The organism is Tabrizicola sp., from assembly GCF_022842145.1.
Lineage (GTDB): Bacteria > Pseudomonadota > Alphaproteobacteria > Rhodobacterales > Rhodobacteraceae > Tabrizicola.
Genome location: NZ_JALHQD010000003.1, coordinates 216,616 through 238,409 on the forward strand (window position 1 = coordinate 216,616; position 21,794 = coordinate 238,409).

23 protein-coding genes are annotated in these 21,794 nt (G+C 66.6%); 5 read left to right on the plus strand and 18 right to left on the minus strand.

Annotated features, from left to right (window positions below; genetic code table 11):
* Positions 1-17: 17 nt before the first annotated feature.
* The 3 genes from Q0C42_RS09200 to ubiA are packed head-to-tail and all read right to left on the minus strand — an operon-like array spanning position 18 to position 3,461.
* Positions 18-347: a hypothetical protein gene (locus Q0C42_RS09200; protein ID WP_295074542.1), complete on the minus strand. Its 330-nt coding sequence runs from the start codon at positions 345-347 to the stop codon at positions 18-20.
* On the minus strand, positions 344-2,428 hold the full coding sequence (locus tag Q0C42_RS09205) for an OmpA family protein (protein ID WP_295074543.1): 2,085 nt from the start codon (positions 2,426-2,428) through the stop codon (positions 344-346). The genes Q0C42_RS09200 and Q0C42_RS09205 overlap by 4 nt, the downstream gene beginning before the upstream one ends.
* A gap of 58 nt (positions 2,429-2,486) precedes the next feature.
* Positions 2,487-3,461 (minus strand): 4-hydroxybenzoate octaprenyltransferase, encoded by a 975-nt coding sequence (gene ubiA, locus Q0C42_RS09210; RefSeq protein WP_295074544.1) that lies wholly within the window; start codon positions 3,459-3,461, stop codon positions 2,487-2,489.
* Between the two features lie 12 nt (positions 3,462-3,473).
* On the opposite strand from ubiA, the gene Q0C42_RS09215 reads away from it, so the two are divergent.
* The 4 genes from Q0C42_RS09215 (at position 3,474) to pepT (ending at position 7,576) form a co-directional block, all read left to right on the plus strand.
* On the plus strand, positions 3,474-4,193 hold the full coding sequence (locus tag Q0C42_RS09215) for a 16S rRNA (uracil(1498)-N(3))-methyltransferase (protein WP_295074545.1): 720 nt from the start codon (positions 3,474-3,476) through the stop codon (positions 4,191-4,193).
* Positions 4,190-4,741, plus strand: coding sequence for a hypothetical protein (locus Q0C42_RS09220; protein WP_295074546.1), 552 nt, complete (start codon positions 4,190-4,192; stop codon positions 4,739-4,741). Before Q0C42_RS09215 ends, Q0C42_RS09220 begins: the two co-directional genes overlap by 4 nt.
* Positions 4,742-4,978: 237 nt before the next feature.
* The gene (locus tag Q0C42_RS09225; protein WP_295074547.1) at positions 4,979-6,325 is read left to right on the plus strand and encodes a glutamate--cysteine ligase; all 1,347 of its coding nucleotides are present in this window, start codon (positions 4,979-4,981) and stop codon (positions 6,323-6,325) included.
* A 9-nt stretch (positions 6,326-6,334) separates the two neighbouring features.
* Entirely contained in the window at positions 6,335-7,576 is a 1,242-nt protein-coding gene (gene pepT / locus Q0C42_RS09230; protein ID WP_295074548.1) for a peptidase T, read from the plus strand.
* An 82-nt stretch (positions 7,577-7,658) separates the two neighbouring features.
* Here the strand turns inward: pepT and plsY are convergent, their stop codons facing one another.
* The 12 genes from plsY to Q0C42_RS09290 form a co-directional block, all read right to left on the minus strand.
* The gene (gene plsY / locus Q0C42_RS09235) at positions 7,659-8,270 is read right to left on the minus strand and encodes a glycerol-3-phosphate 1-O-acyltransferase PlsY (RefSeq protein ID WP_295074549.1); all 612 of its coding nucleotides are present in this window, start codon (positions 8,268-8,270) and stop codon (positions 7,659-7,661) included.
* A gap of 3 nt (positions 8,271-8,273) precedes the next feature.
* A complete protein-coding gene (gene pyrC, locus Q0C42_RS09240; protein WP_295074550.1) occupies positions 8,274-9,548 on the minus strand; it encodes a dihydroorotase in 1,275 nt (424 codons plus the stop codon).
* 62 nt (positions 9,549-9,610) lie between these two features.
* Positions 9,611-10,138, minus strand: coding sequence for a hypothetical protein (locus Q0C42_RS09245; protein ID WP_295074551.1), 528 nt, complete (start codon positions 10,136-10,138; stop codon positions 9,611-9,613).
* On the minus strand, positions 10,135-10,578 hold the full coding sequence (locus Q0C42_RS09250) for a hypothetical protein (protein ID WP_295074552.1): 444 nt from the start codon (positions 10,576-10,578) through the stop codon (positions 10,135-10,137). The genes Q0C42_RS09245 and Q0C42_RS09250 overlap by 4 nt, the downstream gene beginning before the upstream one ends.
* Before the next feature lie 115 nt (positions 10,579-10,693).
* Positions 10,694-11,239: a hypothetical protein gene (locus Q0C42_RS09255; protein WP_295074553.1), complete on the minus strand. Its 546-nt coding sequence runs from the start codon at positions 11,237-11,239 to the stop codon at positions 10,694-10,696.
* Positions 11,236-11,850, minus strand: a complete 615-nt coding sequence (locus Q0C42_RS09260) for a hypothetical protein (protein WP_295074554.1) — start codon at positions 11,848-11,850, stop codon at positions 11,236-11,238. Before Q0C42_RS09260 ends, Q0C42_RS09255 begins: the two co-directional genes overlap by 4 nt.
* Positions 11,847-12,809, minus strand: a complete 963-nt coding sequence (locus Q0C42_RS09265; RefSeq protein WP_295074555.1) for an aspartate carbamoyltransferase catalytic subunit — start codon at positions 12,807-12,809, stop codon at positions 11,847-11,849. The genes Q0C42_RS09260 and Q0C42_RS09265 overlap by 4 nt, the downstream gene beginning before the upstream one ends.
* Positions 12,810-12,867: 58 nt before the next feature.
* On the minus strand, positions 12,868-13,638 hold the full coding sequence (locus tag Q0C42_RS09270) for a hypothetical protein (RefSeq protein WP_295074556.1): 771 nt from the start codon (positions 13,636-13,638) through the stop codon (positions 12,868-12,870).
* Between the two features lie 9 nt (positions 13,639-13,647).
* The gene (moaB, locus tag Q0C42_RS09275; RefSeq protein ID WP_295074557.1) at positions 13,648-14,190 is read right to left on the minus strand and encodes a molybdenum cofactor biosynthesis protein B; all 543 of its coding nucleotides are present in this window, start codon (positions 14,188-14,190) and stop codon (positions 13,648-13,650) included.
* Position 14,191: 1 nt separating this feature from the next.
* A complete protein-coding gene (locus Q0C42_RS09280; protein WP_295074558.1) occupies positions 14,192-14,821 on the minus strand; it encodes a LysE family translocator in 630 nt (209 codons plus the stop codon).
* Entirely contained in the window at positions 14,821-15,612 is a 792-nt protein-coding gene (locus Q0C42_RS09285; protein ID WP_295074559.1) for a uracil-DNA glycosylase, read from the minus strand. The genes Q0C42_RS09280 and Q0C42_RS09285 overlap by 1 nt, the downstream gene beginning before the upstream one ends.
* Positions 15,613-15,656: 44 nt before the next feature.
* The gene (locus Q0C42_RS09290; RefSeq protein WP_295074560.1) at positions 15,657-16,448 is read right to left on the minus strand and encodes a protein-disulfide reductase DsbD domain-containing protein; all 792 of its coding nucleotides are present in this window, start codon (positions 16,446-16,448) and stop codon (positions 15,657-15,659) included.
* Between the two features lie 129 nt (positions 16,449-16,577).
* Between Q0C42_RS09290 and Q0C42_RS09295 the strand changes: the two genes are divergently transcribed.
* A complete protein-coding gene (locus Q0C42_RS09295) occupies positions 16,578-17,138 on the plus strand; it encodes a YqgE/AlgH family protein (RefSeq protein ID WP_295074561.1) in 561 nt (186 codons plus the stop codon).
* A gap of 201 nt (positions 17,139-17,339) precedes the next feature.
* Here the strand turns inward: Q0C42_RS09295 and Q0C42_RS09300 are convergent, their stop codons facing one another.
* The 3 genes from Q0C42_RS09300 to deoC form a co-directional block, all read right to left on the minus strand.
* A complete protein-coding gene (locus Q0C42_RS09300; RefSeq protein WP_295074562.1) occupies positions 17,340-17,894 on the minus strand; it encodes a hypothetical protein in 555 nt (184 codons plus the stop codon).
* Between the two features lie 435 nt (positions 17,895-18,329).
* Positions 18,330-20,669 (minus strand): aldehyde dehydrogenase family protein, encoded by a 2,340-nt coding sequence (locus Q0C42_RS09305; protein ID WP_295074563.1) that lies wholly within the window; start codon positions 20,667-20,669, stop codon positions 18,330-18,332.
* A 97-nt stretch (positions 20,670-20,766) separates the two neighbouring features.
* Positions 20,767-21,756: a deoxyribose-phosphate aldolase gene (deoC, locus tag Q0C42_RS09310; RefSeq protein WP_295074564.1), complete on the minus strand. Its 990-nt coding sequence runs from the start codon at positions 21,754-21,756 to the stop codon at positions 20,767-20,769.
* Positions 21,757-21,794: the final 38 nt, after the last annotated feature.

The window sequence follows — 21,794 nt, forward strand, 5'->3', positions numbered from 1 at the left end:
AAGAAATCGCCTTTCCCTTACCCGTTGGCGTGCATCCGCTCGATATAGGCGCGCATTTCCTCGGCCTCGTGCCGGGCCTCGCGCAGGCCTTCCATCGCGGCTTTCAGCTCGGCCTCGGTCTGGCTGATGTGGTTCATCAACTCGGCCTCACGCTGCTCCAGATAGGCCAGGGCCTGATCCCGCAACTCTTCGGCCTCGTGCAGGGATTGCGCCAGCTTGTCCATCTCGGCCATGTCGCCGCCCTGGACCCGGGTGAAGCGGTGAAGGACCCAGTGGGTGAACCAGCCCATCGCAAAGGCGACCAGAAGGATGATGGCGGTGGCAACGACAAATTCGGTACGGTTCATTCTTCAGCCTTCAGGCCTTCAGGGCGCGCCTTGGGCGCAATGGTCTTTTCGGTCGGCGCAAGCGAGGGGCTGGTGTCCCCCGAGAAATCCGGGCCTTCAGCAGCCGCCGCCGGGGCGGAGGCGTCAGCCGGGGCAGGGCTGTTGTCCGCCGGGACAGGCTCGCCCTGGGCAGGCTCCACATCTGTTTCGGTCGCGGCAGTCCCGTCGGTTTCAGTCCCCGTTTCAGGCTCTGCCTGGGGCGCCGCTGTCGCGCCGATCAGCAGGAACTCGATCCGCCGGTTGGCCTCGCGACCCGTTTCCGACCCGTTGTCGGCAATCGGCTGGGCCTCGCCATAGCCCACCGCCGTCATGCCCGAGACATCGACGCGGCGGCCCTGCAAGGCCAGGAGCACGGCCTCGGCCCGCGCCTGGCTCAGCGCCTTGTTGCCGCCTTCCGAGCCTTGGCTGTCGGTATGCCCGCTGATCTCCATCCGCATCGCCGGGCAGTTCGACAGGATGCCCGCAAGCTCTTCCAGCACCGGGCGGGCTGTCGTGGCGATTTCGGCCGAGGCGGGCGTGAAGGTGATCTTCGTCCGCGCGATGACCGCGTTCACGTCCGCCGCACATTCCTCGGGGGTGGGCAGCGCGGCCAGCGGATCCAGCGCCTCGTCATAGCGGACATTGACGCGGAAGGTCTGCCCCTGGCCCAATGCGTCCGACAGGATCTGCGTGATCCGGCCCCGCGTCGCGGTGGACCCGGTCACGCCCGACACCTCGACCAGATCGGCGCGCACCAGAAGCTTGCCATGCTCGACCTGCGACAGCGCCTTCAGCCCGCCCAGCACCCGCACGGGCCAGCCGTCGGGCAGCGTTTCGTCCAGCCGCGTCGCGGTCAGGACCTGCGCGCCCGAAAAGGCCGACTTGGCAAAGGCATCCACGGCCTGGCGCTGCATCTCGTCGGTCAGCCGCCCGCGCAACTCGACCCGGCCGTCCTCAAGGTAGACCGCCGTGAACTCGGCCGGACCCTGCGTCGCGGTTTCCTTCTTTTCCAGCGTCGAGGTCAGCGAAAACACGTCGGGCAGCCCGGTCTCCAGCTCGCCCACCACCTTGTCGAAGGCGGCCTGCTCCACGTCGCTGCCCGCCAGCAGGGTGACATCCGCATCGGAAAAGGTGATCGATCCCGACCCCAGTTCCGTTACCGCGGCGATGCCCAGGCCCACGGCCTCGGCCCAGCGGGTGGTCGGCACGCCCAGGCCCACCTGGCAGACCGGAGCGCCCTCGACCTCTGCGGTTGCCGCTGCCCGCAGGATCTGCGCCCGCGCCCGGTCGGTGTCCGCCGAACAGCTGTCGAACCGCGCGCCCTCGGCATCCTTGACGAAGCGCAAGGTGAAGGGCGTGATGACCGGCCGCGGGGCCGAGATGTCCAGCACCAGTTGCACCCGCGCCGGAGCCAACCCGCGCAACTCGGTCTCCAGCCGCCGCTTCTGGGCCTCGCTGTCAGCGATGGCCTTGACCTCGACCCGGTCCGCCTTGACCGAGACCTTGGACAATTCCAGCCGCTCCAGCGCCGCCAGGCCGAAGGCCAGCGCCTCGTTCCAGTTCGCGGGGGCCGGGTAATCCGCCGTCTCCAGCATGTCGGGCAGTTCGGTGCCCTGCGCCAGCGCGGCCGCGGCCTCGGACAGACTGGCCTCAGTCATGCCGCCCTCGCCAGGGTTCTCCGGGATCAGGCCGCTCAGCTGCACCTCGTCCTCGGTGCGCAGCATCTCGACGGAAAACTTCGGCGCCTCGATGGCCGAGGTCGGCGCCACGTCCAGCCCATCGCGGATGCGCGAGGTATCGATCAGCGCGCCCACCATGTTCACCGCCCGAAACCGGTCTGCCTCCCGCGGTGCGGTTCCGGTCAGGCGGACCTGCAGGCCGTCGGTGGCGACGGTGATCCAGTCGATCCCGGCCTCGGCCAGCTTGGCGGTGACGACCTTCTGGGTCCGCGATTCGATCACCAGGGCCGCCCCATAGGCGACCGAGATCGTCACCCCCGCCGCCAGCAGGAATGCCAGAAGCGCAAGAGTGTTGGCGGACAGCTTGGCGATGCGGGTCAGCAACAGGACCTTCCGGAAGACTCGGGCGACCCCCGCTTCCTAGGGGTTTGACGTCAAAGGTTCAACCAAGCCATGCGGCGACGGCAAGAAACGGCAGGGGGATCAGCCCCGCATCGCGGTTCGCACGAAACACGAGGAGGCAGGACGCAGGATCGTCCAGGTCCAGCCGCCGCATCTGCCAGCCGATGTGCAAGCCCATCGCCCAGACGCCCCCCAGGGCCACGACGAAGGCCAGCGGCCGCTGCGCCTCGGCATGGGCGAGGACCACCGCCGTGGCGAAAAGGACCAGCGTCAGCGCGGCAAAGCCCCACAGCCAGCCCCGGCTCTTGTCGCCGAAAAGCCGTGCCGTCGACTTGACCCCGATCAGCGCATCGTCCTCGCGGTCCTGATGCGCATAGATCGTGTCGTAGTGGAGGGTCCAGGCGATCCCCGCGGCGTACAGCGCCACTGCTGCCGGAGGCACGGTCCCCGCATGGGCCGCCCAGGCCAGAAGCGCGCCCCAGTTGAACGCCAGCCCCAGGAAGACCTGCGGCCACCAGGTGAACCGCTTGGCAAAGGGGTAAACCGCCACCAGCGCAAGGCTTGCGACGCCCAACCCCACCGCCAGCCAGTTGTAACTGAACAGGATGCCAGCTGCCAAAAGCGCCTGCACCACCATCCATCCCAGAGCCGCCTTCACCGTCACCTGCCCCGAGGGGAGCGGGCGCGACCGCGTCCGCGCCACCTGCGCGTCGATGTCGCGGTCGGTGACATCGTTCCAGGTGCAACCCGCGCCCCGCATCAGGAACGCGCCCACACCGCAGGACAGCGCCAGCCACAGATCCCACCCCCGAAACCCGCTGACACCCCCCGCGAGGGCAATCGCCCAAAGACAGGGGATCAACAGCAGCCAGGTCCCGATCGGCCGGTCCGCTCGGCTCAGCCGCAGGTAGGGTCGCGCCGGGACCGGAGCATAAAGGTCCACCCAGTTCGCCTTTGGCGCGTCCGCCACCTGACCCACAGGTTCGGCCTCTGGCATTTCCGGCGCTTGGGTCATAGGTTCTGGCTCATGGATGCGAAGATCAGGCTCTATGTAGATCAGCCGCTTGCCCCGGGGCAAGCCGTGCGCCTTTCCCCGGACCAGGCCCACTACCTGACCGGAGTCATGCGCCTGACCGCCGGTGCCGCCATCCTCCTCTTCAACGGCCGCGACGGAGAATGGCGGGCCACCTTGGCCGACGCCAGCAAACGCGGCGCCGTTGCCCTCTGTGACATGCAGACCCGACCGCTCCGGCTTCCCCCCGACCTCTGGCTCCTCTTTGCACCGATCAAGAAGGCCCGCACCGATTTCATCGTGGAAAAGGCCGTCGAGCTTGGCGCGGCCCGCATCCTGCCCGTCCAGACCCGCCACACGAATGCCGACCGCATCCGCCAGGACCGCCTGCAAGCCCACGCCCTGGAAGCCGCCGAGCAATGCGGCGCGACCTGTGTCCCCGAGGTCGCCGAGCTGATCGCCCTCGACAAGCTCCTTGCGAAATGGCCCGAGGACCGCCGCCTTTACTGGTGCGACGAAACCGCCCTTGGCCAGCCCGCGACGATCACCCCCACCCAAGGCCCCGCTGCCATCCTCATCGGCCCCGAAGGCGGCTTCTCCGCGGACGAGGCCGCCAAGCTTCGCGCCCGCTCCAACGTCACGCCCCTGTCCCTCGGCCCCCGCATCCTGCGCGCCGACACCGCCGCCGTCGCCGCCCTCACCCTCTGGCAGGCCGCCTGCGGAGACTGGCGATGAGCTTCATCCGCCCCGAACTTCTGGACGCCGCCCACCGCTGGCGCGAGGTGATTGCGGGCGGGACCCTTGCCGCCCTCGGCACCTGGACGGCCTGGCAGGGCGGCTACTTCCTGACCCCCCTTGGCCTCTCTCTCCTTGCCCTCGGCACCGCCTGGGCGCTGACCGCCTGGCGTCGCCTCCGCTTCCAGCAGGACGGCGAAGCCCCCGGCATCGTGCGCGTCACCGAGGCCCAGGTGGCCTATTACGGCCCTCGCGTCGGCGGCTTTGTCGGCCTGCCCGAACTGTCAGAGATCCGTCTCCTCACCCTGCGCGGTCGCCGGATCTGGAAGCTGAAGCAGGGCGACGGCCAGCTTCTGCATATCCCGGTGGAATCTGATGGGGCCGAGGCGCTGTTTGACGCCTTTGCCACGCTCCCTGGCATCGACATGGCCGCCCTCGTCGCCGCCCTGGGTTCGGACGCGGCGCCCTCGGACAGCCGCGTCGTCGCTCTGGCCGAGGTCGACCGCCTGCTCTGGGCCCGCAAGGGCCCGGGCGTCGTGGTCCGCTAGTCCGGCGCACGCCAAGCAGGATTTCTGTTCAAATCCTAACAGTAGTTTAATCCGCCAGGCCAAGTGGTTGATTTCAAAGGGGATGGAATTCGCACCACGCTGGGCGGCCCCCGCCAGACCCCCCGTCAGACCCCGCGACCCCCCTTGACTTGGCCACCGCCCCGCGACACCTCTTGCCATCCGGATCCCCAGGGACCGGCCCAGCCGAAACAGCCAGAAGTCCCGGAGCCCGTCCCCATGTCCATCCCACAGTCCGGCGGCGGCCTCATCGAAAGCTTCGACCAGCTTGCTGCCTATATGGAGGCCGGCTGCAAACCCGCCGCCGACTGGCGCATCGGGGCCGAGCACGAGAAATTCGGCTGGCTGACCGACACCCGCCAGCCGCTGCCCTATGCCGGCGACCGCTCCATCTCGGCCATCTTCGCCGCCCTGGAGACCCGCTTCGGCTGGACCCCGGTCCGCGAGGGCGACAACGTGATCGGCCTGACCCGGAACGGCGCGAACGTCAGCCTGGAACCCGGCGGCCAGTTCGAGCTTTCCGGCGCGCCCCTCGCCTCCTCCCTCGACGTGGGGGCCGAACTGCAGAACCACCTCGACGAGGTCCGCCAGATCGCCGACCCGATGGGCGTCCGCTTCATGGGCATCGGTGCCGCGCCGGAATGGACGCATGACCAGATGCCGGTGATGCCCAAGGGCCGCTACCGGCTGATGACCGACTACATGGGCCGCGTCGGCACCCACGGCACGCAGATGATGTACCGGACCTGCACCGTGCAGGTGAACCTTGATTACGGCTCCGAGGCCGACTTCGTGAAGAAGATGCGCGTGGCGCTGGCCCTGCAGCCCGTGGCGACGGCGCTGTTCGCCTCATCGCCCTTCTTCGAGGGCAAGCCCAACCACCACCGCAGCTGGAGGAGCCGCATCTGGCGCGGGCTGGACGACAGCCGGACCGGGATGCTCCCCTTCGCCTTCGACCGCGAGATGGGCTTCCAGGCCTATGTCGATTGGGTCCTCGACGTGCCGATGTACTTCGTCTACCGCGACGGGAAATACATCAACGCACTCGGCCAGTCGTTCCGGGACTTCCTGAAGGGCCAGCTTCCCGCACTGCCGGGCGAGAAGCCCACGCTTTCGGACTGGGCCGACCACATGACCACCGTCTTCCCCGAAGCGCGGGCGAAGAAGTTCATCGAGATGCGCGGCGCGGACTGCGGCGACCAGGCCCATATCGCGGCTCTGCCCGCGTTCTGGGTGGGCCTGATGTACGACCAGACCGCACTGGATTCAGCTTGGGACCTGGTCAAGGGCCTCGACCAGGAAACCCGCGAGGGGCTGCGCGTCGCGGCCTCCGTCACGTCCCTGCAGGGCGAGGCGGGTGGCGTGAAGCTTCTGGACCTTGCCCGCGCCGCCGTGGGCCTGTCCCACGCCGGTCTGGTCACCCGTGGCCTGGGCGAGGAGGTGCAGCTTCTGCCTCTCGTCGAAAGCCTCAAGACAGGCCGTGTGCAGGCCGACAAATGGCTGGACCTTTACAACGGCGCCTGGGGCCAGAGCCTGACCCCGCTTTACGAGGCCGCCTCGCTTTAAGGAAGACCGATGCGCACCGAATACGACAGCGAATTGGAAGAGCGTCTGGTGCGCTACTGCGCCATCGACAGCCAAAGCGACGAGGACAGCAAGACCGCCCCCAGCACGGCGCGGCAGTTCGACATGCTGAACCTCCTGGTCGAGGAGTTGCGCGGGATCGGCGCGCAGGACGTCACGCTGACCGAGTATGGCACGGTCCTTGCGACAGTTCCGGCGACGGCGAATGGGCCGACCATCGGTTTTCTCGCCCACGTCGACACCGCGCCCGCCTTCAACGCCACCGGCGTCAAGCCGCGGGTGATCCGGGGTTACAACGGCGGGCCGATCCGCTTTCCCGACGCACACGACCTGGACCTGTCGCCTGAAGTCTCGCCCTATCTTGGCACGCGGCTTGGTCATGACATCGTGACCGCTTCGGGGACCACGCTGCTGGGTGCCGACGACAAGTCGGGGGTCGCCGTCATCATGACCGCTGCACGCCACCTGATCGCCAACTCCGACATCCCGCACGGGAAGATCCGGATCGCCTTCACCACGGACGAGGAGATCGGCCGCGGCGTCAATCCCCGGCTTGCCAAGGACATTGCCGCCGACTTCGCCTACACGCTGGATGGCGGGGCGGCGGGCGAAATCGAATATGAAAGCTTCTCGGCCGACGGCGCCGTGGTGCGGATCGAAGGCGTCTCTGTCCACCCGGGCACGGCCAAGGACAAGCTGGTCAACGCGCTGCATCTCGGTGCCAAGATCATCGCAACCCTGCCGCAGGTGCGGATGACGCCCGAGACGACCGAAGACCGCGAGGGCTTCATCATGGTCTACGAGATGCGCGGTACGGCGGCGGACTGCGAGGTTCGCCTGATCCTGCGCGATTTCGAACGCGACGGGCTGGAGGCCAAGGGGGCGCTTCTCCGTCAGGTCTGCGATGCGGTGGCCGCGACCGAACCGCGGGCCAAGCTCACCTGCGAGATCCGGCCGCAGTACCGCAACATGCGCTACTGGCTGGAAAAGGACATGGCCCCGGTCGAACTGGCGCAGGCCGCCTGCCGCGATCTGGGGGTGGAGCCGCGGTCGGTTCCGATCCGCGGTGGCACCGACGGCTCGCGCCTGACCGAGATGGGGGTGCCCTGTCCGAACCTCTTCACCGGCATGCAGGAACTGCACGGGCCGCGCGAATGGATCTCGGTGCAGGACATGGCGCTGTCGACGCGGCTGGTCCTGCGGCTTGTGGAACGCGCGGCCGAGAAGGGTTGACCGGCAAAGGTTGCTGAACGGTTAACGTCCGCAGCCAAGCCTTTGATTTCATTGGCGACCAAAACCGCGCTACGCGTGGCGGTCAGGCCTTCTTCTGCCCGATCCGCGGCTCGGTCCCGGCCTTGATCCGCTTCAGATTTTCGGAATGCCGGACATAGATCAGCACGGTCAGGACCAGCGACAGCAACAGAAGGCTGCCGTCGGTCAGCAGCGCGATCCACAGGCCCGAGCTTGCCGCTGCAACCAAGGCCGCGATTGAGGAGACCCGCCCGATGGCGGCCGTCACCAGCCAGGTCAGGCAGACCGCGGCCCCCACGACCCAGTTCAGGGCCAAGAGCAGCCCCAAGAAGGTCGCCACCCCCTTGCCGCCCTTGAAGCCCAACCAGACCGGAAAGAGGTGCCCCAGAAACGCCGCCAGTCCCGCCACCTGCGCCGCATCCTCGGCGATCAGCCAGCGGGCCAGCAGTACCGCCAGCGCGCCCTTGCCCCCATCCAGAAGCAGCGTTGCCAGGGCGGCCCGCTTGTTCCCGGTCCGCAGCACGTTCGTAGCCCCGATGTTCCCCGACCCGATCTGCCGCAGGTCGCCAAGGCCCATCCCCCGCGTCACGAGAATGCCGAACGGGATCGACCCCAGCAGGTAGCCCAGCACGGCGGTCAGCAGGAGCATCCCCTGCGAGGTCACAAGTTCAGGCATCGCTTACTCTTCGGCTGCAAAAACGCGGGTCCCGCCGACCCAGGTCGCAAGCACCTTACCCTCCATCCGCGCGCCGTCAAACGGGGTGTTCTTCGACTTCGAGCGCAGGCGGAAGCGGTCCATCAGGAAGGGCGCGTCGGGGTCGAAAAGCACAAGGTCGGCCGGCGCGCCCAGCGAGAGCCGACCTTGCGGCAGCCCAAGGCGGTTCGCGGGGTTCAGGGCCATCGCCCGGAAGAGGGCCGGCAAGTCCAGATGCCCGGCGTGGTAAAGCCGCATCGCGGCGGGCAGGAAGCTTTCCAGCGCCACAGCTCCGGGGGCCGCGTCCTCGAAAGGCAGGCGCTTGGACTCCTCGTCGGCCGGGGTGTGCATGGAACAGATGATGTCGATCGTCCCATCCGCCACCGCCGCGACCATCGCCAGCCGGTCCTGTTCCGACCGCAGGGGCGGCGTGAACTTGAAGAATGTCCGGTAGTCGCCCACGTCGAATTCGTTCAGCGTCAGGTGGTGGATCGAGGTCCCCGCCGTCACGTCCAGTCCCGAGGCCTTGGCGCGGGCCAGCGCGGGCAGCGACTTCGCCGTCGTGATCTGGTCGGCGTGGTAGCGCACGCCCGTCATCTCGACCAGCGCGAGGTCGCGTTCCAGCCCCATCCGCTCGGCCATCGGCGAAACCGCCGGGATGCCCCGCAAGGAGGCGAACTTGCCGGACGTCGCCGAGGCCCCCTGAGACAGGCCGGGGTCCTGCGGGTGGCCCACGACCAGCGCGCCCAGCGAACGGGCGTAGGTCATCGCGCGGGCCAGAGCCTTCGCTTCGGTCGAGACGCGGTAGACGTCGGAAAAGGCAATCGCGCCGGCATCGCGCAGAAAGCCGATCTCGGTCATCTCGCGCCCCTCGCGGGACTTCGTCAGCGCGGCCATGTGGCGGATGCGGACCGGAGCTTCGGTGGCGCGGCGCGTCACGAACTCCAGCACTTCGGGCGTGTCGATGGCGGGGTGTGTATCGGGCCGGGCGATGATGGTGGTGACGCCACCAGCTGCAGCAGCCGCCCCGGCCGAGCCAAAGCTTTCGCGGTGTCGCTCACCCGGCTCACCGATCTTGACGCCCAGATCGACGATCCCGGGTGCCAGGCATTTGCAGCCGCAGTCCACCACGTTGGCGCCTTTCGGGGCCTTCTCGTCGCGGGCCAGGATCAGCCCGTCCTTGACGGTCAGGCTGCCGAGGACATCCGTGCCCGCCTCCGGGTCGATCAGGCGGGCGTTGGTGAAATGGATCGTGGTCATGGGCTGTCCGTCCAGTGGTCCGGCCCGATATGCGACGGCACGGAGGGCTTGTCCACCGGAACTCACCCCAAGGCCAGCCAGAGCGCGACCAGCGCCACCAGCGCCAGCGCCAACCCCAGAAGGATGAACGCAGCCGTCGGGCGCTGCGGTGGCGGGGCGGGAAGCGGCGGCGGGGCCAGCACGCCTTCGCTGGTGGCGGTGGGCAGCGGTTCGAAATGCACCGGCGGGCGGTCTTCGCGGTAGGTCCCGATCAGCTGAAGCCGGGGATCAAGCGTCAGGACCACCTCGCGTCCGTGCAGCGCCTTGGACAGAAGGATCAGGACCGGGCCCTGGACGGCCTGAAGCCTGCCCCGATCAGCGGCGAGGGCCTCCTCCGGCACGCCCAACCCCTCGGTCAGGTATCCCGCGAGGCCGATATCCGAAAGGTCCGCCACGTCGAACAGTTCGACATGCGCGGGGTCGAGGTCGGGGTCTCCCAGAAGCGCCGGGACAAGCCGGGCCTTGTCGCGCTGAAGGTCTTCCTCGGTCAGCGCGGCCTGGAAGACGCGGACGCCCAGATGGTCGAGGGCGGGGACGGTCAGCCTGGTCACGTCCGGCCTCCGGTGATGCGGGTGGCGGTGGCGGTCGGGTCGGCCTGGTACTTGATGAGGTGGCGGTCGCCGGCAGAGGTGGTGACCTGCACAGCCCCCAGAAAGGCCCGCGCGCCCTTGATCTGCGCCCGCGGGATCGCCCGTCCCCCGGGACCTAGCAAGCGGCGGTCGGTCAGCCGCCAGGTCTCGGACAGCGCCTCGGACGCCAGGTAGGCCGCGCGGAGGCCGATGGCGATGACCGCGCCGAAGGGCCCGGCGACGGGGTAGGGGTTGCCCTGCCAGACCAGGAACAGGCCCGCGGCGGCCCCAAGGACCACGGCCATGATCAGATGCCCGCGCCAGTATGCCATGCGGTCGGCTTTGAACTCGGCCACCACCGTCTCGCCGTCTTGCAAGGGGGCGGCATGACCGTGGATGCTGTCAGGTTCGATCCGGGCCATCAGGCGATCCAGACGATGACGATGGTGAAGACGGCGATGAAGATCAGGACGGCGGTGGCCACCATGCCCCCCTGGCGCATCTCGGCTTTCGTGGGTTTGCGGTCGGGGTCGGGGGTCATGCGGTTTTGCCCTGCAGGTCGCGGATCATCCCGAACACCTTATCCGCCTCGGCGATGTTTTCGAAGCCCGCTTTCGTGGTGCCAAGGTCACCGTCCGAGTCGCGTTCCAGCCGTGCGTGCAGCCAGACGGTCCCGGCGCGTCGGCCCGGTTCCAGTTCCAGCGCGGTGGTGGGCAGGATCGGATAGACCTTGAGGCTGGGGAAGCGCCCTTGCCGGACGACGTAGGCCGCGCGGTTGGTCAGGGCATAGCGGACGTCGCGGAAGGCGGTGCGGGCTGCGATCAGCGGGCCGAAGACAAGGAAGGCCCCGAAGCTGCCAAAGGTCAGGGCAAAGGCAGCGGTGAAAAGTGCAAGGCCCGCGTCGGACATGGTTGCGGATTTGTGGAGTTGCATCAGGCCGTAAAAGAAGAGGCCAACGCCGATGATGAGGAACGGCAGGCCGAAGAGCATAAGAAAGACCGTCGCCCCGCGCCGGTGGAAGCCGGGGACTGGTGAGCCAACCCAGAGCACGGTTTCGCCGGGGTGGAGGGGGAGGGTGATCAAGGAAAGGATCCTTGGCTGTCTGCACGATCCAGACTGCGACCACCGTTGCTCTGCCAGCCTTTGGAGACGACGATCAGACGGGCGATATCATCGTCGCGCAAGGACAAGAACACGATCGGCCCAAAAGCGATCGAGCCGAACCACTTTTTGACGCCAAGTCTATGCTTCGGGAGACCTGATAACTTGGCGGACTGGAATCTGTCGAACGGATTGGAACGCAGCTTTAGCGCCTGCGACTCAGTCACGCCGTAGAACTCACGGAGCAGACCGGTCGCATGCAGAATGCAGCTCATCCAGAGAAGCGGAATGTAAAGGGCGGCAGCCACAAGCCCAAGCCAAGGCCAAAAATAGAACTTGCGGCAGAGTTTGCTCATCTGATTGCCGCACAGATCAGTGGGGGTGATGCCCTTGAAGAAGAAGTAGAGGCCTACCGAGCCGATCAAAAGCATCAGTCCAGTCCGAAACGAGTTTCGCAGGATCAGTCGCGAAAGCTGCGGTGAACCCGTCCAGATCAGCTGCTCGGTCTTGGGCAGAAACCGCTTCAAGTGCTCGCGCTGCACATCGGCATGCACGTCCCTGCCGTCAACCGGCGAAACGTTGCCCTCGCTCACGCCATCATCCCCACGATCTTCCTTCCCCGCTCGGCCCGTAGGTTCCGGGACAGCAGGTCCATGCAGGCCATGCGGACCGCCACACCCATCTCGACCTGATCCTGGATCACCGACCGGTTGATGTCGTCGGCGAGATCGCCGTCGATCTCCACCCCCCGGTTCATCGGGCCGGGGTGCATCACGATGGCCTCGGGCGAGGCGTAGGCCAGCTTTTCGGCGTCCAGACCGTAGCGGTGGTAGTATTCGCGTTCCGAGGGGATGAACCCCCCGTCCATCCGTTCCTTCTGCAGGCGCAGCATCATCACCACGTCCGCGCCCTTCAGCCCTTCGCGCATGTCGTCGAAAAGCTCGCAGCCAAAGTCCTCGACGCCCGAGGGCATCAGCGTCGGCGGCGCGATCAGGCGCAGGCGGTTTTCCATCTTGCCCAGGAGGATCAGGTTCGACCGGGCGACGCGCGAATGGGCGATGTCGCCGCAGATCGCAATCGTCAGCCGCTGGATGCGGCCCTTGGCGCGGCGGATGGTGAGCGCGTCAAGGAGGGCCTGGGTGGGGTGCTCATGCCGCCCGTCGCCCGCATTCAGGACGGCGCAATCCACCTTCTGGGCCAGCAGGTTGACGGCCCCGCTTGCCCCATGCCGGACAACCAGCAGGTCCGGGTGCATCGCGTTCAGCGTCATCGCGGTGTCGATCAGCGTCTCGCCCTTCTTCACCGACGAGTTCGCCACGGACATGTTCATCACGTCCGCCCCAAGCCGCTTTCCGGCCAGTTCGAAGGAGGACTGCGTGCGGGTCGAATTCTCGAAGAAGAGGTTGATCTGCGTCATTCCCGCCAGCACGTCGGACTGCTTCACCGTGCGGCGGTTCAGGTCGACATAGCGGTCGGCAAGGTCAAGGACGGTGGTGATCTCCAGGGGGGCAAGATGCTCGATCCCCAGAAGATGGCGGGCGCGGAAGGCCATGGTCGTCCCCTTGTCCGGTTTCCCCCTCTATCGCAAAGGCCGGGGGGCGGGGCAAGCTTCAGGATACGGGACAGGGCCCGCCGGCGTAGGAGTAATAGCTTCGGAACCCATTGGATCGGTAGGACCAGCGATAGTCGCGCTGGCCGCCGTCGTTCATCACGGTCAGGACAAGGTTTGGACGCCGCCACTCAGCCATTGGCAGGGTGAGAAGGCGCAGCTGGTCGGAGGTGGGGGTGCTGCCCTCGGGCGTGCGCAGGCAGCGGGACGCGCCGGGCAGGATTGTCTCGGCGCGGGAGAGGATGATCTGGGGATAGGTGACGCCTCCGACCAGCGTCAGGCACAGCAGCGTCGCGGAGGCAGTAACCGCCAGGCATCGCCGGCGAAGCGGCAGGCGCATGGCCGCATAGACCGCGACTGAGGCAAGGCCCGCCACGGCCAGGTGCAAGGCCAGACCCCCGGGAAGCCCGCGCAGTGCGGCGGCCAACAGGAGCGTGGCAACCACACCGGCCAGAAGCCCGTAGACCGCTGCGAGGATGTAGTCGGGTGCCAGGATGTCCCTGGAAAGGGCCGACCAGTCCAGGGGGGCCTTGGCCAGGGTCCAGAAGGCCCGGGCCGCGACACCAAGGGTGGCAAAGCCGAAGACCCACCAGAGCAGAAGGTCCTGCAGTCCATGAAAGATATCCTGGTCAAGATACGGGGTGATCGGCGTCAGCGCCTTGGACCAGACCAGTGGAAGCGCAGCCGCGGCCCAGGCGCGCAGGCCCCAGTTCAGCGGCATCAGGAAAACGGCAATCGCCAGCAGGACGAAGGGAAGAACGGTCACAGGCACGGTTCTTGATCACTTCCGCTTCAGATGTTCTTCCAGGCGCGGCATGATCTCGACGAAGTTGCAGGGGCGGTGGCGGCTGTCGAGTTGGGGTTTCAGGATCTCGTCCCAGGCATCGCGGCAGGCGCCGGGAGAGCCGGGAAGCGCGAAAAGATAGGTGCCGCCCGCAACGCCCCCGGTGGCCCGGCTTTGCACGGCGCTGGTGCCGATCTTCTGCATCGAGACGTTCGTGAAGACGGTGCCGAAGGCCTCGATTTCCTTCTCGTAGACCTCGCGGTGGGCTTCCACGGTGACATCGCGGCCGGTCAGGCCGGTGCCGCCGGTGGTCAGGATCACATCGACCTCGGGGTCGGCGATCCACTGGCGCAGGCGGGTGACGATGGCCGGTCGGTCGTCCTGGACGATGCCGCGGTCGGCCAGCACATGCCCGGCCTCTGTGAGGCGGGCGACCAGCGTATCGCCGGACTTGTCCGTCTCGGGCGTACGGGTGTCGCTGACGGTCAGGACAGCGATGCGGACCGGGTGGAAGAGCAGGGTGTCGTCGATCCGGGACATGTCAGCTCCTTGGCATCAGGGCCAGCCGCAAGGCCAGCGCGCCGAAGATGGTGGCGCTGATCCTTGCCAGCCATTTCGACAGGCCTGCGGATCGGGCGACGCGCTGGCCGATGGACCCGGCGAAAAGTCCGACCGCGCCGTTGACCACCAGGCCCCCGAACGAGAAGACGAGGCCCAGCGTCAGGAACTGCGGCGGGATCGGACGCGACGGATCGACGAACTGCGGCAGGAAGGCGAGGATGAAAAGGATCACCTTGGGGTTCAGGAGGTTGACCAGAAGCCCCTGCCAGAACGCCCGCCCGGCAGTGCTGGGGGAAACCTGGACCTTCGCCGCAAAGGGCGAGGCGCGGAGCGCCCCGACAGCAAGCCAGAGAAGATAGCCGACCCCCAACCAGCGGATCGCCTCGAAGGCCGCCGGGTGTGTCGCCAGCAGTGCGCCAAGGCCAAGCGCGGCCAGAAGGGTGTGCACCATCCCGCCAAGTGCGATGCCGAAGTTGGCAGCCATCGCGGCGCGGCGGCCGGATTTCAGACCCTGACCCAGGCAGAACATCATGTCCGCACCCGGTGTCAGGTTCAGCGCCAGACCGGCGGGGATGAAAGCCAGAAGGGTGAGCGTCTCGACCGGGAGCATCAGCGCAGCCGTGCCTGAAGCGACAGAAGGTCGGCCCAGGCCTCGCGCTTGGCGCTTGGGTTGCGCAAGAGATAGGCCGGGTGCGCCATGGGCAGGAGCGGCTTTCTTAGCGCTTGGGACCATGTACCTCGAGCGCGCAGGATCCCTTTGCCGCCGGTCAGGGCGAAGAGGGAGGTGTTGCCCACGACCACGATCACCTGCGGATCGACAAGGGCAATGTGACGCTCGACGAAGGGCAGCATCATCGCGATTTCCGCCGGTTCGGGATCGCGGTTGCCGGGGGGCCGCCAGGGCAGGACGTTGGTGATGTAGACGGCCGACCGCGCATCCGGGCTGGTGCGCGACAGGCCGATGGCCGCGAACATTCGGTCCAGAAGTTGCCCCGCACGCCCGACGAAGGGACGTCCCTCGCGGTCTTCTTCCGCGCCGGGAGCCTCACCCAGGATCAGCACCCGCGCCTTGGGATTGCCGTCCGCAAAGACGGTGTTCCGCGCGCCCTTCTTCAAATCGCACAGGTCGAAGGATGCCATCGCCGCGCTCAGATCCTCCAGGGTCGTCGACCGTTCGGCAGCGGCCCGAGCGGCGGCGACGGGGTCAGCTGCGGTGGTCGACGCCTGCGGGACAGCTGCCGCAGGAGCCTTTTGCGCCAATGGCTTGGGGGCCTCGGCTGCCAGATCGTAGCGGTTGACGGGGGCATCCAGGATTGTCTCGTCCGCGCCTGCCTCGACCTGCCAGGCAAGGGCGGCAAGGGCGGCGTGCCAGTCGTCTGCGATGTCCGCGGCGATTCCCATGCAAGGACACTAGGGCCGCACCGTCCCCGTCACAAGCCGACGGCTTAGGGAGCGGGGCAGCCCTTGACCTCGACCGCGCCGTTGGCGGCCAGGATCGTCAGGGTGATGCCCGAGCGGTCCAACGCGAAGGGCGCGCCGCTGGGCGGGACCAGTTCGGTCATGCTGATCAACTCGCCCCCACGCCGTTCGGTGACGGCCTCGGCAATCCAGACCTGACGGTCGGCCGTCTCGAAGGCGACGACTTCGGGTCGGCCCGGGTCCGGCATCCGGACGGTGGCCGTCAGGCGCAGGCCATCGGCAATCGGATCGACGGAACAGGTGACTTCGGTCACGCCGGCCTCGCCCGCTGTGGCGGCGCGCTTTGCCAGGGCTGTCCGGATTTCGGGGTCCGAAGCGCCGGGCGGGGCGAGGTCGGAGGTGAGCGAAAGGCTGGCCGGAAGGCAGATCTCGTCACAGACCCCAAGCTCGACCGCCACCGACAGACGCATCGGGCGCGCGGGGTCCTTCGGCATGATTTCCACTGGCAGAACAAGGTGATCGTGGTAGCCGATCGTCTGCATCCCGTTCAGCTCGAAGACGCTCGGGGCGGGCCAGTGGATGGTCACGGACTTGACGTTCTCGGACCTCGACCAATCGAAACTGGGGGGGATGCCTGCATCGCCGGGGCTGCGCCAGTAGGTCTTCCAGCCGGGAGCAAGCTGCATCTCCACCGCCGCCATGTGCGCGCCGTTTTCCATTTGCCATCCGGGCCTTAGCTGGGCCGACAGGACGTCGTCCTGCGTGGTGGCAAGGGCGGGGGCGGCAAGGAGGGCAAGGGTGGCGGTGTATCTGATCATGTGGGAACAATAGGAAAAGCCGGGCGGTTGGGAAATCACTTTGCGGCGAAGCGGCGTGAGCGTGACGTTTTCGCCATTGTCTCGGCGCGGCGCGGCGTTATCTTTCAATGACTTGCACAGGGGGTTCCGATGGACCTTTCCGGACAGATCCTGATTGCCATGCCCGGCATGGCCGACCCCCGGTTCGAACGGAGCGTGGTGCTGATCTGCGCGCATTCGGACGAGGGGGCGATGGGGTTGATCGTCAACAAGCCATTGGAAGAACTCAGTTTTTCCGGGCTTCTGGAGCATCTGAACATTCCCGTTGCACCCATGGGCCGCGAGATCAGCGTGCATTTCGGCGGGCCGGTGGAGCGGGGGCGGGGGTTCGTCCTGCACTCCACCGACTGGGAGCGGGGCGGGGCCGAGGGCACCATGGCGGTGCCGGGGGGTCTGGAGATGACCGCGACGATCAACGTGCTGGAGGCTTTGGCTGCGGGCGGCGGGCCGGGCAAGGCCTTGCTGGCGCTGGGATATTCCGGCTGGGGGCCGGGGCAGCTGGAGGCCGAGATCGGGCGGAACGACTGGCTGACCTGTGACGCCGCAGAGGGGTTGCTGTTTGCCGCGGACGACGCGACCAAATGGTCGGCGGCGCTGCGGGGGATGGGGATCGATCCTTTGACCCTGAGTGCGGCGGCGGGGCGAGCCTGAGGCTAGCCAAGGGACGCCGGTAAGGGGTTGGGAACGCTGGGTTAATCCGGGGATTTGGGGTGGGACGGGGGTATTCATCCCGTATTCTTTGCGTATGCATTCCGTGCATACGCGCGGGCATGGGGTGCGGCGTTAACCTTGGGGGCGAATCGGGTGTGGACTGCTTGTATTAAGCAATTGAATGCTCGATGGGTGGCTGCTTTAATTCGGCTCACGCAGGCGGTTGAGAATCGTGGAAGTTAGCTCAGCTATCGAGTCAGTGTCGAATGACTCCTTAGAGGCAAACGAGAAATCATCAAAGAATGCCAGCGTCAGCAGGAAGCATTTCTTGTCAATGTCCAATGGACCATTGTTTGGTTCATTCAACCCCAAGACAAAGGTTCTGCCAGCAGAGGTTGTGAAGCTCTGGACGAAGCACTCATCAGAATCGGAGGGGAACGCCGTTATGTCGTTTCTGACACCCTCGGAAAACATGTCTAATAGACGCGGATCAATCTTTTTGTCCTTTATCAATCCGGAGATCGAAACAAATACAAAATTGGCTTTGTTAGCATCCTGCAAGAAAAATGCTTCGAGATTCCGCAGCGCATATGTGTAGCCAATTGCTGAAGAAAATCCCGCGAGTTCTTCGTCTTCAACATAGAATACAGGCTGGAAGACTTTCACTTGGTCCGCCAGGCACTGTGTCCCACAAAGTAAAAGTCCGGCAAGATATGCGGTTTGCTTCGCCCAACTGAGTACAAATGACGGGATCACGCAATCACTCCCATTTAGCCCAAGCAGCGTAGGGTGCGCTACAGCGCACCGTCGGATGGGCGGAACGGTGCGCTGTAGCGCACCGTACAGTCACAACGGCTTCGTGTCTTTCGCACGATCGGACTTCGGCGTTCTTGCGCGTTCTCGATAGGTATCAAAGATCGTTGCGACCACGATCAGGGCCGGAGCAATGTAGAGAAGTAGGTTAAATCGCTGTGCTAGAAATCCATCCCGAGAAGCTGGCCAGAGGAAGTTGAGCAATACAACCAACACATAGAGTGCCGATGCAAAGGCGAAGGCTTTTGCGGATTTGGATCTAATCCACGACCGCATTATTTGGTCCAATCGTGCGATTTTGGCTCGTAGGGTGCGCTACAGCGCACCGTCGGGTGGTGCGCTGTAGCGCACCCTACGATGGGGGTGGCGGCGGCTCTGTCACTCCCCATAGGGCACCCAGACTGTCTTGATCTCCGTCGCCTGGGCCAGGAACGAGCGGCCTTCGGAGGTGGGGGAGAGCCAGTCGCGCGCCCTGCCGTGGTTGACCCAGGTGCGTTTGAGGTTTCCGGCGGCCTCGCGCTCGATCAGGGCGGATAGGGGGTGGGAGGAGAAGCTCCACACGGCATCCACGTCCATGTGGCCGGCGAGGGATTTGGCGAGGTCGGGTGCGGGGCCGGTGACGATGTTGACGACCCCTGCCGGGACGTCGGAGGTGTCGAGGACCTGGTAGAAGTCGTTGGCGGAGAGGGGGGCGGCACCGGGGACGAGGACGCAGGTGTTGCCCATCGCGATGGCGGGGGCCATGAGGGAGATGAGGCCGAGGAGGGGGGCCTCATCCGGGAGCAGCGCGCCGATCACGCCGACGGGTTCGTTCATCGCAAGGGCGATGCCGCGGATGGGGACGGATTTGGCGGACCCGTCGTATTTGTCGGCCCAGGCGGCGTAGGTGAAGAGGCGCTGTATGGAGGCGTCGACTTCCTGTTGGCCGGGTTTGCCGGTGAGGTCTTGGAGGCGTTGGGCGAACTCGGTGGCCCGGGCGGAGAGGTTTTCGGCGATGAAGTAGAGGACCTGGGCGCGGTTGTAGGCGGTGGTTTTCGCCCAGCCTTTGGCGGCGTGGGCGGCCTCGACCGCGTTGCGGATGTCTTTGCGGTTTCCGATGCCGACATGGCCGAGGAGTTTGCCCTTGGGGCCGTAGATGGGCTGGGAGTAGCCGGAGTCGGGGCGGGCCTGTTTGCCGCCGATGTACATCTTGGCGGTGCGGTCGAGGGTGTCGGTTTGGGGGTCTTGCGGCACCGGGATGGGTTGCGCGGGTTTCAGGGCGGCGGGTTTGAGGCTGGGTTTGAGGTAGGCCATCAGACCCTCCCATCCGCCTTCGCGCCCGAAGCCGGATTCGCGGACGCCGCCGAAGCCTGCGGCGGCGTCGAAGAGGTTGGTGGCGTTGACCCAGACGACCCCGGCTTTCAGTTTCGGGGCGATGTCGAGGGCGAGGTTGATGTTCTCGGTCCAGAGCGTCGCGGCGAGGCCGTATTTGGTGTTGTTGGCGAGTTGGACGGCTTCTTCGGGCGTGCGGAAGGTCATGGCGACGAGGACGGGGCCAAAGATTTCCTCTTGCATGAGGGGGGAAGCGGTGCCGAGGCCGGTGATGAGGGTGGGGCGGTAGAAGGAGCCTGTGCTGGGGAGGGGGCAGGGGGCCTGGTAGTGGTCGCCCTCGGGGTTTTCTTTGACCAGTCGCGTGATGGTGTCGAGCTGGATCGGGTCGACGATGGCGCCGATGTCGATGGCCTTGTCGAGGGGGTCTCCGACGCGGAGGCCGTCCATTCGGCGTTTGAGTTTGTCGTAGAAGCGGGGGGCGATGCCTTCCTGGACGAGGAGGCGGGAGCCGGCGCAGCAGACCTGGCCCTGGTTGAACCAGATCGCGTCGACGAGGCCTTCGATGGCGCTGTCGAGGTCGGCGTCGTCGAAGACGATGTAGGGGGATTTGCCGCCGAGTTCCAAGGTGAGGGCCTTGCCGGTGCCTGCTGTCGCCTCGCGGATGCGTTTGCCGACGGAGGTGGAGCCGGTGAAGGCGATCTTGTCGACTTGGGCGTCCACGAGGGCCGCGCCGGTGGTGCCGTCGCCGGTGACGATGTTGAGGACGCCTTTCGGGAGGCCCGCCTCGCGGGAGATGTCGGCGAAGAGGAGGGCGGTGAGGGGGGTGTACTCGGCGGGTTTGAGGACGACGGTGTTTCCGGCGGCGAGGGCCGGGGCGACCTTCCAGGCGAGCATGAGGAGGGGGAAGTTCCAGGGGATGATCGCGCCGCAAACGCCGAGGGGCGTGAGGTCGGGGTGTTCGGAGGGGAGCAGTTGCGCTAGGCCGGCGTGATAGGAGAAGTGGCGGGCGACGAGGGGGATGTCGATGTCGCGGGATTCGCGGATGGGTTTGCCGTTGTCGAGGGTTTCGAGTGTGGCGAGGAGGCGGGAGTGTTTTTGCGTCAGTCTTGCCAGCGCGTAGAGGTATTGCGCGCGTTTGTGGGCGGGGAGGGCGGCCCAGCCTGGTTGGGCGCGGCGGGCGGCTTTTACCGCCGCTGCCACGTCGGCTTCGGTGCCTTGGGTGACCTGAGCGAGGGGTTTGCCGGTCGCGGGGTTGGCGGTGGTGAAGGTCTCACCCGGCTTGGTGAAAGTGCCGTCGATGTAGTGGCCGAAGGTGCCGTTGTGCTTGGCGATCCAGGCGAGGGCCTCGGACGCGGACTCGGGGGCGGGGCCGTAGGCCATGCTGTCGAAGATTTCCTTGATGGTCATGGGAGGGTCCTCAGCTGCATGGGGGCGGGCTTTTGTTTGGCCTGCGCCTCCGGCGGGGATATTTGGGCAAAGATGAAAGGCTGGGCGCCGGGCATTGTCAGCCCATCGCGTGGCGGAAGCCGGCGGAGTAGTGACCGGTGAGGTGGTGTTCGAGCTGGCGTTCGATGTCGCCGAGGAGGCTGGAGGCGCCGAAGCGGAAGAGGTCGGGCTGCAGCCAGGGGTGGCCGAGTTCGTCCTTCATGAGGCTGAGGTAGACGAGGGCGTCCTTGGCCTTGGCGATTCCTCCCGCCGGTTTGTAGCCGACCTTGAAGCCGGTGCGCTCCTGGTAGTCGCGGATGCAGCGGATCATGGTGAAGGAGACGGGGAGGGTGGCGTTGACGCCTTCCTTGCCGGTGGAGGTCTTGATGAAATCGGCGCCGCCCATCATGCAGATGAGGCTGGCGCGGGCGACGTTGCGGAGGGTGCCGAGTTCGCCGGTGGCGAGGATCGCCTTGACGTGGGCGTCGCCGCAGGCTTCGCGCATGTCGCGCATCTCGTCGTAGAGGGCCTGCCAGTTCTGCGTCAGGACGTGGCGGCGGGAGATGACGATGTCGATTTCCTTGGCCCCGGCCTTCACGCTTTCGCCGATCTCGGCGATGCGAAGCTTGTAGGGCGAGAGGCCAGCGGGGAAGCCGGTGGAGACGGCGGCGACGGGGATAGAGGTGCCTTCCAGGGCGCGGACGGCGTGTTCGACCATCTCGTGGTAGACGCAGACGGCACCCACCGTGAGACCCTGCATGCCGAGCTTTTCCAGCATCCAGGGCGCGACGGGCTGGCGGGCCTTGGCGCAGAGGCGCTGGACGCGGCCGGCGGTGTCGTCGCCAGAAAGGGTGGTGAGGTCGATGAGCGAGATCGCCTTCAAAAGCCAGGCGGCCTGGTAGTCCTTCTTCACCGAGCGGCGGCCGGGCAGGGTGGCAGCGCGGCGTTCGATGGCCGAGGTGTTGGCCTGGACCGAGGCGACCCAGTCGAGGTCCAGCGCCATGCCGGGGTTCCGGGCATGGGTGACCTGCGGCAGGAGGCCCGCTTGGGCCGGAGACAGGGTGTTCATCGGACCTCCCCCAAGGTGTCGCGGCGACGATGCCATGT

Bases quoted from the DNA above. Each gene is read 5' to 3' on its own strand.
- Q0C42_RS09200 (WP_295074542.1), bottom strand. From the start codon at position 347: ATGAACCGTACCGAATTTGTCGTTGCCACCGCCATCATCCTTCTGGTC.
- ubiA (WP_295074544.1), bottom strand. From the start codon at position 3,461: ATGACCCAAGCGCCGGAAATGCCAGAGGCCGAACCTGTGGGTCAGGTG.
- Q0C42_RS09215 (WP_295074545.1), top strand. From the start codon at position 3,474: ATGGATGCGAAGATCAGGCTCTATGTAGATCAGCCGCTTGCCCCGGGG.
- Q0C42_RS09220 (WP_295074546.1), top strand. From the start codon at position 4,190: ATGAGCTTCATCCGCCCCGAACTTCTGGACGCCGCCCACCGCTGGCGC.
- Q0C42_RS09225 (WP_295074547.1), top strand. From the start codon at position 4,979: ATGTCCATCCCACAGTCCGGCGGCGGCCTCATCGAAAGCTTCGACCAG.
- pepT (WP_295074548.1), top strand. From the start codon at position 6,335: ATGCGCACCGAATACGACAGCGAATTGGAAGAGCGTCTGGTGCGCTAC.
- plsY (WP_295074549.1), bottom strand. From the start codon at position 8,270: ATGCCTGAACTTGTGACCTCGCAGGGGATGCTCCTGCTGACCGCCGTG.
- pyrC (WP_295074550.1), bottom strand. From the start codon at position 9,548: ATGACCACGATCCATTTCACCAACGCCCGCCTGATCGACCCGGAGGCG.
- Q0C42_RS09250 (WP_295074552.1), bottom strand. From the start codon at position 10,578: ATGGCCCGGATCGAACCTGACAGCATCCACGGTCATGCCGCCCCCTTG.
- Q0C42_RS09265 (WP_295074555.1), bottom strand. From the start codon at position 12,809: ATGGCCTTCCGCGCCCGCCATCTTCTGGGGATCGAGCATCTTGCCCCC.
- moaB (WP_295074557.1), bottom strand. From the start codon at position 14,190: ATGTCCCGGATCGACGACACCCTGCTCTTCCACCCGGTCCGCATCGCT.
- Q0C42_RS09280 (WP_295074558.1), bottom strand. From the start codon at position 14,821: ATGCTCCCGGTCGAGACGCTCACCCTTCTGGCTTTCATCCCCGCCGGT.
- Q0C42_RS09285 (WP_295074559.1), bottom strand. From the start codon at position 15,612: ATGGGAATCGCCGCGGACATCGCAGACGACTGGCACGCCGCCCTTGCC.
- Q0C42_RS09290 (WP_295074560.1), bottom strand. From the start codon at position 16,448: ATGATCAGATACACCGCCACCCTTGCCCTCCTTGCCGCCCCCGCCCTT.
- Q0C42_RS09295 (WP_295074561.1), top strand. From the start codon at position 16,578: ATGGACCTTTCCGGACAGATCCTGATTGCCATGCCCGGCATGGCCGAC.
- Q0C42_RS09305 (WP_295074563.1), bottom strand. From the start codon at position 20,669: ATGACCATCAAGGAAATCTTCGACAGCATGGCCTACGGCCCCGCCCCC.
- deoC (WP_295074564.1), bottom strand. From the start codon at position 21,756: ATGAACACCCTGTCTCCGGCCCAAGCGGGCCTCCTGCCGCAGGTCACC.